Raw genomic sequence first — 10807 nt, 5'->3', positions numbered from 1 at the left:
GCGCGGCAGTTCACGCCGGGAGAATTGCCTTCCCCGCAGCCGGGAATTGCCGCATTCCTGCCTTGGAGTGCCCGAACCACTGCTGGCAGCATTCCGATTCACCCACGGTCCCGAAAAGGTCGGGAAATCCAAACGGGAGGCGCACGCCATGAAGAGACCACCACCTGACTACGAACGCCGCGCGATCGAGCACATCCAGCCGATCCGGCAGTTCTTCCTCGCGAACGTCCTGCATCACTCCCTGCAGCTCGGCGTCTTCGCCGCGCTCGCCGAGGAGCCGGGGACGGACACGATCTCGCTCGCCTACCGTCTCGGCCTCGACGCCCGCCGCCTCGGAGCGCTGCTGACCTACCTGGAGAACGAGAACTACGTGCTCGACGACGAGGGCTGGACGCTGACCGGCAAGGGCCGGGGGCTGCCCACCTTCGCGCCCTGGTACCAGATGCTCGTGGGCGGCTACGGCATCACGTTCCAGCAGCTCAGCGACGTGCTGAGGGCCGGCGCCGGGTACGCCGACCGCGACACGCTCCAGGTGGGTGCGGGCAGTTGCGGCATCGGCGTGACCGACACGCTGCCGCTCGCCCTGCACCTTCTCGACACCGCCGGCACCGACCCCAGCACGCTGGTGGACCTCGGCTGCGGCGACGGCGCCTTCCTGATCGAGATCCTCGACCGCCGTCCCGGGCTCCGGGGCATCGGTGTCGAGCCGAACCCGGCCAGCGTGGAGCGCGCTCTGGAACTGCGAACCGAGCACGGCCTCACCGAACGTCTGGATTTCGTGACGGCCACTGCCGCCGACGTCGCCAAGCTCGACCTGCCGGACGGTGGGCGGGGCACGGCCTTCATGACGGCCTTCGTCCTGCAGGAGATGCTCGAACAGGACGGCGAACAGGCCGTCCTGGACCTGCTGACCGCGACCTTCGACGCCTTTCCCAGCACGCGCTGGGTCGTCGTGGAAATGGACCACCAGCCCACCTCCCCGCTCATGGGGACGCATGGAATGGCACAGGCCTTCTACAACCCGTATTTCCTCATCCACACCATCACCGAGCAGCGCCTGGAGACCGGCGACTGGTGGAGCCGGCTGTTCACCCGGGCCGGCCTGACCGCCACGCGCGCCACCACCGATCCCCGCGTCGACTCCACCGGCTTCGAGATCGGCTTCCTCCTCGCCCGCCCCTGACGGGACGGGCATGACCTGATGGGACATCAAGCATGCGGACGATCGTCATCTCGGGGGCGTCGCGGGGCATCGGGCAGGCGACCGCGGAGCGGTTCCGACGCGCGGGCGACCATGTCTACAACCTCGACGTCCGGCCGCCGGAGGGACGGGCGGAAGGCATCATGTGGCTGGAGGCGGACGTCGCCGACTGGACTGCGGTGGAGGCGGCCTTCGCCATCGTCCACCGCGAGCGGGAGCGGATCGACGTGGCGATCGCGAACGCCGGTATCAGCGTCCCGCACGGTGTGCTCGAACTCACCGAGACCGACGCGCGCCGCGTGATCGACGTCAACCTGCTCGGGGTCCTCGGGATGTGGCGCTGCGCCGCCCGCTCCATGATGTCCGCGAGCGGCGGCGTGCTGCTGGCGACCGGGTCGATCAACGGCCACCGCGGATTCCCGTACTACGCCGACTACAACGCGGCGAAGGCCGGCATCGCGGCGCTGTGCCGCACCTTCGCGCTGGAGCTGAGCCCGACGGTCCGCGCGGCCTGCGTGACCCCCGGTGCGGTGCTGACCCCGATGCAGCTCGCGGAGTACACGCCGGAGATGCTGGCGGACATCGACGCGCGCATCCCGTCGCGCCGGCACGCCGCCCCCGAAGAGATCGCGGACGCCTTCTTCTACCTGGCCTCCCCCGAGGCGCGCTACATGACGGGCCAGGAGCTCGTCCTCGACGGCGGCGAGATCGCCGGCGGCACGACGTCCGACCACGGCACCGGCGGCACCGGGCGCGCGGAATCCCCGCCGGCGGGCACGGCCCGGCGTGACCCACGCGGACGACTCGACCCATCACTCCGATAACGGACAGAAGCGATGACCATGTCACCGACACTCGAGTACACGTTGAACCCCCAGGAAGTGACCGACCTGCGGGCTGCTCTGGCCGGGCTGCGGGCGAGCGCGCTCTCGCCCGTCGAGCCCGAGTTCTATGAGCGGCACTGGGACGGGCCGTCCCTGCTGCCGGGCAACCTCCGGCGTCTCCTCGACGACTTCCGGCGCAACGAACCGTCGGCGGCCTGCCTGGTGCACGGATTCCCGGTCGACGACGCGGTCGCCGGCCCCACCCCGGAGCACTGGGAACGCCCCGAGGGATACGGCTCGACGATCGAGTCCGACCTCTACATGGCGCTGTGCGGCCTGGCGCTGGGCGAGCCGTTCTCCTGGGCGACGCTCCAGTTCGGCCGCCTGCTCCAGGACGTCTTCCCGGTGAAGGGGGACGAGCAGCGGATGAGCGGGCACGGCAGCGAGGCGTTCCTCCTTTTCCACACCGACGACGCCTTCCGCCCGGACTCCTGCGACTACCTGCTCCTCTTCGGTATCCGCAACGAGGAGCGCATCCCCACCTACATCTCCTCGGCACGCGATGTGTCGCTCGACGACGAGCACCGCCGGCTCCTGGCGGAGGCCCGGTTCCACATCGTCCCGGACGAGGAGCACATCAGGCAGCTCGAACTGCGGGCCCCCGACGACCCGGCGTTGCTGCGCGCGCTTGAGGCGCGCGACCGGCCGCGCCCGGTTCCGGTGCTCTTCGGTTCGCCGTCCAACCCGTACATCCGGCTGGACGCGCCGTACATGAGCTGCGCGGGGGACGATCCCGCTGCCGAAAGGGCCCTGGACGCCTTGCATGCCGAACTGGAACGCGTCCGGCGGCCCGTCGTCCTTGACCAGGGCACCCTGCTGGTACTGGACAACCACATCGCGGCGCACGCACGCGAGTCCTTCACCGCGCGGTACGACGGCACCGACCGGTGGCTGCGCAAACTCATCGTCAGCCGGGGCAGGCGCCGGTGGGCGGGCGACAGCACGCGGCCGGGCGGCAGGATCGTGCTGTAGCGGGCCGCTTCGGCGGACCTGGGCGGCGCCGACCACATGTGGACGGCGCCCCGTCCGATCCGCCCCGCCGCCGCGGGGATCAACGCGGCCGAATTGCGAATTTCCAGGCAGGACTACACAGCGTGAAAGGACATCACCTGTAACCCGCAGCCCTATCTTCTTCTACAGATGCGCATCGACGGCGCACAGCACCCATCCACCCGAGCATTCCCGACGAATAGGAAGCGGCGATAGCTAAGGGGGCGCTCTTCCTTGATACACGAAAGCAGTCTTAGTGAATATCTTGTCACTCAGCGTCGGAACGCCGGATGGTCTCAGGAGGAACTGGCGGAACGGTCGACGGTCAGCGTACGCACCATCAGGAATCTGGAGAGAGGTCTGATCAAGAACCCTCGGCGTGCGTCGATTGAGCTGCTGCTCGCCGCTTTCACCGCCGCGGGCGCGACCGAATGGGCGCGGGACCGGCCGGGGCCGTGGGCCGGACCCCGCGGTGACGCCGAGCCGCTCGTCGGTCGCGCAGCCGACCTCCGTCAGATCAACGAACTGCTCTGGCACGAGAGATGCGTCGTCCTCACGGGGCCGGGCGGCGTGGGGAAGACCAGGCTGGCGCTGGCGGCCGCGGACCAGGCGTCCGCGGCCTTCCGCGACGGCGTCGCGATCCTCGAGGTGGGCGATCTGCCACCGGAGAGGAAGGCGCCCGACTGCAGCCTGAACGAGCTGTGGCACGCCGTCCAGACCGCCATCGGGCCTGCGCCCGAGTCCACGGGGAAGGACGACCGGCGGATGCTGCTGGTCATCGACAATGCCGAGCATGTGACCGAGACGCTGACCGAGCTGGCCCGGCCGCTGCTGGCCGGATGCCCGGGGCTCAGCCTGGTCGTCACCTCGCGGCGCCCGATATCGGCGCCCTTCGCCTGCTCGTGGGAGGTCACGCCACTCGCGGTCACCGGCGACGAGCGGCCCGACGCGGTGGAGCTGTTCCTGCGCCGGGCCCGGTCCGCCTGCCCCACCCTCGACCTCACCGGCCAGCTCGGCCCCATCCGGAGACTGTGCGAGCGGCTCGACGGCATCCCGTTCGCCATCGAGCTGGCCGCCATGCGGCTGCGGTCGATCTCCCTGGCCAGGCTGCTCCGGGACGAGACCATCTCCCAGATCATCGATCAGACCAGGCCGACCGGCCTGCCCCACCAGCGCACTCTCACCAACAGCGTCGAATGGAGCTATGACCTGCTGGAAGAGGAATCCCGGGCGGTGCTCCACCGGCTCGCGGCACTCAGCGGCGTGTTCACCATCGAAGACGCCGAAAGCGTGTGCGACCGGGGGGACGCGCCCATCCCCGACCTCGTCGGCCGGCTGTCCACTCTGGTCGACTCGTCACTGGTCCAGGTGCAGCGCGGGCCGCGCTACTCCTACCGGCTGCTCGGCTACGTCCGCGAGATCGTCACCATGGTCGGCGAGCGGCCGTCCCCGAACGGCCGCACCGGCACGTCGATGAGGCGGACCCCCTGGATCGATCGCGCCCTCACCCACGACTGCCGCTGACCCCCGACCCGGAAACGCGGAGGTGGCAGGGGGTCAGGGCAGGGAAGGTATCCCCCCGGGGGGTGCTGAACGTGGGGCAGTGGTTCGCACGAGAAATCGCCGACACCGGTCGGCTCAGGTTGTTCTGCTTCTTCGTCGCGTTCATCGCCGGGTTCGTGTTCATCCGGTTCAGCGTGCGGATGATCCGCCGGCAGGTGCGCTGGTGGCCGGGCAACGTCGCGCCCGGAGGCCGGCATGTCCATCACGTGGTGTTCGGCCTGGTGTTCATGTGCGTGGGGGGCGTCGGCGGCCTGGCCGTCACCGACGGATCGTCCGGCTGGGCAGCGGCCACCGCCGCTCTCTTCGGGGTGGGCACGGCCCTGGTCCTGGACGAGTTCGCCCTGGTACTGCACCTGGAGGACGTCTACTGGAGCGAGCAGGGCAGGCTATCGGTCGAGGTCGTGTTCATCATGGTCGCGCTCTGCGGGTTGCTGCTGCTGGGCCTTCGGCCGCTCGGGGTGGACGATCTCGTCGAAGAAGGGGGATCCTCCGGCGGCGGCTTGTGGAACATCGTCTTCGTACTCCTGTTCGACCTGTGCGTGTCCGTGGTGGCCCTTCTCAAGGGAAAGATCTGGACGGGCTTGATCGGGCTCTTCATCGGGATACTGGCGCTCGTCGGCGCCGTCCGGCTCGCCCGCCCCGACTCGCTCTGGGCCCGCCGCCGCTACCCCGCGGGTTCCCGCAAGGAGCGCCGCGCCCAGGCCCGTGAACGCCGGTACCGGCGCCCCATCGAGCGGCTCGGCACCGTGGTCGGCGACCTGATCGCCGGCCGCCCGTCCGCGAAATGACCCGTGAACCCGCGCCCCGGAGCGGCGGGGTCAGGGGGCGGTTACCGCGGCCGTGCGGCGGAGCCGTGTTCGGACGATCGCGGTCAGTTCCGCGCGGGCCACGGACAGCTCCTGCGACCGGGAGTTCTCCATGCGCCGCCGAATGTCCGCGACGAGATCGTCGCCGCTGCGCCCCTCGGAGGCGACCAGGTAGGTGAACCCGAAGCGGGCCCGGTAGTCGTCGTTGAGGCGGGCCATCTCGCGCTGCACCGTAGGGGACGTCCCGAGCGAGGACTGTTCGAGCGTGGAGAAGGTCGCCGCGAGGTCCGCGTTTCCCGTGTCGGTTCCGATCGGCGGGTGCTTGTCGATGAGCGTCGCGAGCGAGTCCTCGTCCAGGGATGCCAGGCCCTTGCAGGCAGCCTCGTCCAGAGCGTCCCAGGTGCGGTACGGCCGGCCGGTGGTCAGGCGGTCCGCCCACGGCGCCCAGCAACAGCAGGCGTACGCCAGCTCGGCGGCCCGGCGTGCGTCGAGCGCGTCGAACGCCGCCACCCCGGCCTCGACGGCGGGCTCGGTCATGCCGGTCGGGACCACGGTCCCCCGGCCGCGCAGGTCGGCGAGCGTCTGGTCGACGATCTCGGTCACGCGCTCGGGCTCCAGCCACCGCGGGTACCGCTCGATGGCGGCCACCGCCGCGTCGAGGGCCCGCCGGACGGCGGTCGTCTCCTCGGCGCTGAGCGTCTCGCCGCGGGCCTGCGCCAGAGCCGCGGCCATGTCGTCGGTGCCGAGGCTGTCCCACACCCACTCCAGCCGCCCGCCGACCATCTCGGGGGCCACACAGGACGAGGGCGGCGGGAAGGCGTCCGGCCCGTCGCGCAGCGCGGCGGCGACGTCGCGGGGCATGTGGCGCAGGTAGGCGTACCGTCCGACGACCGGCTTGAGCGGCGGGATGGGCAGGCCCGACTCCTCGGCCACCGTCCGCGCGAGCCGGGTGAGCGCCGACAGGTCGATGCCGGTGCGCACGCCGTAGAGGGTCTCAAGGGCGAGCGTCACCTCCTCCATCGCCGCGAAGCCGCACCGGTACGACACGCCGCCGGCGGCGACGTCGGGGGACGCGCCCGCCGTCGCGGCCGCGATGGTGCAGGCCGTGGCGAGGCCGAAGTCGTCGTGGGTGTGCATGGTCAGCGGCACGGGGGCCACCAGCCCGTCGCGGAACGCCCGGACGAACGACTTCATCGCCTCCGGGCCGAGGCTGCTCACCGAGTCCATCAGGTCGATCCGCAGGGCTCCGAGTTCGATCGCGCGGTTGGCCGCGGACACCATCTCGTCCAGGTCGCGCAGGCCCACCTGCGCCACGGTGATCGTCACCCCCACGCCCAGGCCGCGGGCCACGTCGAAGAGCGCCTCCAGCTCGTCCATCTGACGGGCGCGGGCGTCCGCGTCGGCCGCCGGGACGATCCCCGGGGCCAGGGTGTCGGCGCCGAGGTCGACGAGCAGCTCGGCGGTCTCGCGCATGCCGACCGGCGGGGCGTGCACCCCGTCGGACAGCAGCGTGTCGGCGAACACGTTCAGGCTGAACCCGAAGTCGCGGGAGCCGATCGCCCGGACCAGTTCGAGCTGGCGTTCGGGCGGCGTGGTGGCGCCGGTCCAGTCGACGTTCAGGCATTCGTGCCGCACCCCGGCCAGCGCGAGCTGTTCGGCGATGCGCAGGAACCCGTCGATGCTGGTAACGGTGCCGGCCGTGAACAGCGTCTTGCGCAGGGTGCTGTCGATGAGGGTGAACGGGTCGGGCCAGTCGTACCCCTCGTGGAGCTCGGGCCGGATGTTGAACGGGCTGACCCGGAACGCGCCGTCCACGTCCCAGGCACGGTCGTCGTGCATGTACTCGTCTCCAGTGAAGGTCATTGCCGCCGGGCTCAGGTCACCCGGTCCAGGGTCCGGCGCTCCAGCCGGGTCGCGGCGACGAACGCCACGACCGCGAGCGCCGTGGCGACCACACCCGTCCCCCACGCGCGGGCGTAGTTCGAGTACGACACGGAGTCGACGAACATGAACCCGAGACCGCTCTTGCCGATGAGGAACTCGGCGAGCATCGCCGACAGGATCGTGCTGGGAGCGGCGATGCGGACGGCCACCAGCGCGTTCGGCACCGCGCACGGGATCAGCAGGCGGACCAGGGTGGCCCGCTTCGACGCACCGAGCACCGCGAAGACGTCCTGGGTGCTCACCGACGGTGATCTCAGGCCGGAGGCGACCAGGCTGAACGCCGGGAAGAAGGTCACCACCACGGTGATGGCGACCACCGCGGGCTTCCCGGTGCCCAGCAGCCCGATCATGACCGGCACGATCGCCACCACCGGCACCGATCGCATCAGCACCGCCGCCGGGGTCAGCACCGCGGTCAGGATCCGCGAGGACCAGACCAGGATGGCGAGGACGCTTCCCACGAGCGTCCCGATGACCAGGCCGGCCAAGGCCGTCCAGGTCGTGGTGAGCACCGGTCCGAGATAGGCGCCCGAGTGCGTGACGATGTCCGCGGCCACGCTCTGGGGCATCGGGGCCACGAGCTCGGTGTAGCCGTTCACCCTGACCCACAGCGCCCATCCGCCGATGAGGAGGACGGTCGGCCATGCGACCTGGAGGGAACGCAGCAGGATCTGCGGGGTGCGCGCGTGGTTCACGAGGTCCTCCTCAGGTGAATCGGCGGACCGAGGCCCGGCGGATGCCGGTCAACGCCCCGTAGACGGCCAGGGACACGATCGAGATGCACAGCGCGGCCGCCCACAACTGGACGATCTCGAAGTTCTGCATCGAGCTCACCAGCAGGAGGCCGATGCCGCGCGGGGCCCCGAACCACTCCCCCACGACGGCGCCGAGCAGCGCCGCCGGGGCGGCCAGCGCCAGCCCGTCGAAGAAGGCCGGGACGGCGGCCGGGGCGCGCAGCCGCACCATGGTGCTCGTCCGCGAGGCGCCGAGGACCTCGAACAGGTCGTCCAGGTTCGTCGCCGGGCGCGAGAAGGCGGAGGACATCGCGACGAAGACCGCGAAGCCCGAGCCGAGCGCCGCGATCACCGCCGGTGTCCGCTCGTTGCCGACCGTGTTGACCAGGACCGGGCCGAGCGCGATCAGCGGCAGCGTGCTGAGCAGGATCGCCAGCTGGTTCATGCCGGTCCGCAGCCACGGGACCACGAGGCCCAGGCCCGCGGCGACGACCCCGGCGAGGACGCCGATGGCGAGCCCCGCGAAGGCTTCGGCCACGGTCGCCTTGACCGCGCGGGTGAGGATCACCCGGCCCGGCTCACCGGTGCTGAAGGTCAGGACCGAGGACAGCGGCGGCCAGGTCTCGCCGGCCGCCCCGGTGCGCCCGACCAGCTCGAACAGGCCGAGCAGGAGGGCGACGCCCAGGACGCTGGTGCCCAGTCTGCGCGCGGTGATCATTGCCGGCCGCCGGAGGGGTCGTCGAGCAACGAGACGAGCCGGTCGACGACCTCGTGGAACGCGTGGCTGCGGGTGAAGTCCTCCCCGCGCGGGCGCGGTGCCGGGATCAGCTCGACGTGGGCGAGCGAGCCCGGACGGCCGGTCATCACCACCACCCGGTCGGCGAGCAGGACGGCCTCGGCCACGTCGTGGGTCACCAGCACGGTGGTGGTGCGCTGCTCCGCCCACACGGCCCCGAGTTCGAGGTTGAGCCGGCGGCGGGTGACGGCGTCCAGCGCGCCGAACGGCTCGTCCAGCAACAGCACGTCCGGGTCCAGCGCCATGGACCTGGCGATCGAGATCCGTTGCCGCATCCCCCCGGACAGCTGCTTCGGACGTGCCCGGGCGAAACCCTCCAGCCCGACCGTCTCCAGCAGGGAGCGGATCCGCTGCTCGGGCACCGGACGGCCGGCCAGCCGGAACGGCAGCGCGATGTTGTCCCAGGCGCTCGCCCACGGCAGCAGCGCGGAATCCTGGAACGCGACGCCGAGGCGGTGCTGGGCGATCAACGCGGACGGGGCGCCGCCCTCGACCTGGACGGAGCCGGCGGTGGGGGCCTCCAATCCGGCGATCATTCGCAGCACCGTCGACTTGCCGCAGCCCGACGGCCCGAGAAGGGCGACGAACTCACCGCGCGCGATGGTCAGGTCGATTCCGTCCAGGACGCGCAGGGGCTCGCGCCGGCGCGACAGGGTGAACTCCTTGGCGACCCCGCGGAGCTCCACCGCGGCGCGGTCCGCGGCCGGCTTCTCCTGCCCTTCCCTGGGTGGGCGCCCGTTGTCGACCACGGCGCCGCTCAAAGCCGGGGTCCGTTCTTGAAAACCTCGTCCAGAACCGAGGTTTCGATGACCTTGCCAACGTCCGGTAGCTGTGTCGCGCCGGCCAGCCGGAGCCAGGAGTACATCTGGGTCTTCATGACCTCCGGATCGATGCGCAGCATCCCCTTGGACTTGGTCAGCCCGCTCTCGGTCAGCGGTGTCTGTAGCTGGTTCGCGCGGGTCTGCTGCTTCTCGTTGAGACCGAGGTCGACGCCGTACTTCTGCATCACGAGCTTCACCGCGGCGTCGGGGTCGGCCAGGTTGTCCTGCCAGCCGCGGGCGGAGGCCCGCATGAACTTCACGACGACATCGCGACGCTGCGCCACCATGGAGCGCTTACACGAGATGATGTTGGCGTATGCCGGACAGCCCAGCGCGCCGAAGGTCACGACCTCGTAGCCCGAGCCACGCTGGAGGCCGAACTTGGTCTCAAGAGTGATGGGCTGGTTGGTCACGAAGCAGTTGTAGGCGTCGCCCTTGCCCTGAACCAGCGCACCGGGGTCGAACCCAGTCGGGATGAACTTGAAGTCCGGCTTGAGGTTGTTCGCCTTGTAGAGGCCCTCCAGCAGCGGCTGGGTGCCCTGCTGGCTGAGGATCCGCAGGCCGGGCAGGTCGCTCGCCTTGGTCAGCGGACGCTTGGACAGCGAGAGCAGGCCGTTGGGGTCGGTCTGGAACTGGGCGCCGAGCATCACCAGGTCGTTGCCCTTGCCGATCACTTCGAGCACCTGGCGCATGTTCGGGTCGACCGCGAGGTCGGCCGCGCCGGAGGCGAGCTGGACGTGCGGGAGCGGGGAGTTGGTGCCGCCGCCCTTGAACACGACGTCGAGGCCCTCGTCGCGGTAGTAGCCCCGCTCGGCGGCCAGCCAGAACCCGGCGAACTCGATGTTGGTCACCCACCCGAGGGCGACCTTGAGCCGGGTCTTGGGCCCGGAGCCGCCGGACGTCGAGCCGCCTCCGCAGGCAGCCGCCAGCGACCCGGCGCCCACGACCAGCGACCCTGCCGCCACGGCCCTGAGAAAGCCACGGCGGGACGGGGCCGGGGCCCCCGGGGCCGTGCCGGCCGAACCAGGAATGATCTGTGACTTTTCGATCATGATGGCACCCTTCATG

At 70.8% G+C, this 10807-nt stretch carries 10 protein-coding genes and 1 pseudogene; 6 read left to right on the top strand and 5 right to left on the bottom strand.

Annotated elements, in window-relative coordinates:
* The first annotated feature begins 148 nt into the window (after positions 1–148).
* The 6 genes and pseudogenes from AMA02S_RS29130 (at position 149) to AMA02S_RS29110 (ending at position 5426) form a co-directional block, all read left to right on the top strand.
* On the top strand, positions 149–1183 hold the full coding sequence (locus tag AMA02S_RS29130) for a methyltransferase domain-containing protein (protein WP_067464225.1): 1035 nt from the start codon (positions 149–151) through the stop codon (positions 1181–1183).
* 32 nt (positions 1184–1215) lie between these two features.
* Positions 1216–2025, top strand: a complete 810-nt coding sequence (locus AMA02S_RS29125) for an SDR family NAD(P)-dependent oxidoreductase (RefSeq protein ID WP_067464221.1) — start codon at positions 1216–1218, stop codon at positions 2023–2025.
* 18 nt (positions 2026–2043) lie between these two features.
* Positions 2044–3057 (top strand): TauD/TfdA family dioxygenase, encoded by a 1014-nt coding sequence (locus tag AMA02S_RS29120; protein WP_218005150.1) that lies wholly within the window; start codon positions 2044–2046, stop codon positions 3055–3057.
* Positions 3058–3309: 252 nt separating this feature from the next.
* Positions 3310–3489 (top strand): annotated as a pseudogene (locus AMA02S_RS45130) (helix-turn-helix domain-containing protein); the annotation flags it as partial.
* 156 nt (positions 3490–3645) lie between these two features.
* Entirely contained in the window at positions 3646–4599 is a 954-nt protein-coding gene (locus AMA02S_RS29115; RefSeq protein WP_245667884.1) for an ATP-binding protein, read from the top strand.
* A 71-nt stretch (positions 4600–4670) separates the two neighbouring features.
* Positions 4671–5426, top strand: a complete 756-nt coding sequence (locus AMA02S_RS29110; protein ID WP_067464604.1) for a hypothetical protein — start codon at positions 4671–4673, stop codon at positions 5424–5426.
* 30 nt (positions 5427–5456) lie between these two features.
* Here the strand turns inward: AMA02S_RS29110 and AMA02S_RS29105 are convergent, their stop codons facing one another.
* From AMA02S_RS29105 to AMA02S_RS29085, 5 genes are read right to left on the bottom strand one after another with little or no spacing between them, the layout of a single operon-like run.
* Positions 5457–7307 (bottom strand): 2-oxo-4-hydroxy-4-carboxy-5-ureidoimidazoline decarboxylase, encoded by a 1851-nt coding sequence (locus AMA02S_RS29105; RefSeq protein ID WP_067464211.1) that lies wholly within the window; start codon positions 7305–7307, stop codon positions 5457–5459.
* A gap of 11 nt (positions 7308–7318) precedes the next feature.
* Positions 7319–8083 carry an ABC transporter permease gene (locus AMA02S_RS29100; RefSeq protein ID WP_084265714.1) on the bottom strand — a complete coding sequence of 255 codons (765 nt, stop codon included), beginning with the start codon at positions 8081–8083 and terminating at the stop codon, positions 7319–7321.
* Between the two features lie 10 nt (positions 8084–8093).
* Complete coding sequence (locus tag AMA02S_RS29095; protein WP_067464208.1) at positions 8094–8840, bottom strand: ABC transporter permease; 747 nt, start codon at positions 8838–8840, stop codon at positions 8094–8096.
* Positions 8837–9679, bottom strand: a complete 843-nt coding sequence (locus AMA02S_RS29090; protein ID WP_218005149.1) for an ABC transporter ATP-binding protein — start codon at positions 9677–9679, stop codon at positions 8837–8839. The genes AMA02S_RS29095 and AMA02S_RS29090 overlap by 4 nt, the downstream gene beginning before the upstream one ends.
* Entirely contained in the window at positions 9676–10791 is a 1116-nt protein-coding gene (locus AMA02S_RS29085; protein WP_067464205.1) for an ABC transporter substrate-binding protein, read from the bottom strand. Before AMA02S_RS29085 ends, AMA02S_RS29090 begins: the two co-directional genes overlap by 4 nt.
* Positions 10792–10807 lie beyond the last annotated feature (16 nt).

Origin of the sequence: Actinomadura macra NBRC 14102 (genome assembly GCF_001552215.1) — a bacterium.
GTDB classification, from domain to species: Bacteria; Actinomycetota; Actinomycetes; order Streptosporangiales; family Streptosporangiaceae; genus Spirillospora; species Spirillospora macra.
This window is presented reverse-complemented; position numbering and strand designations above follow the sequence as displayed.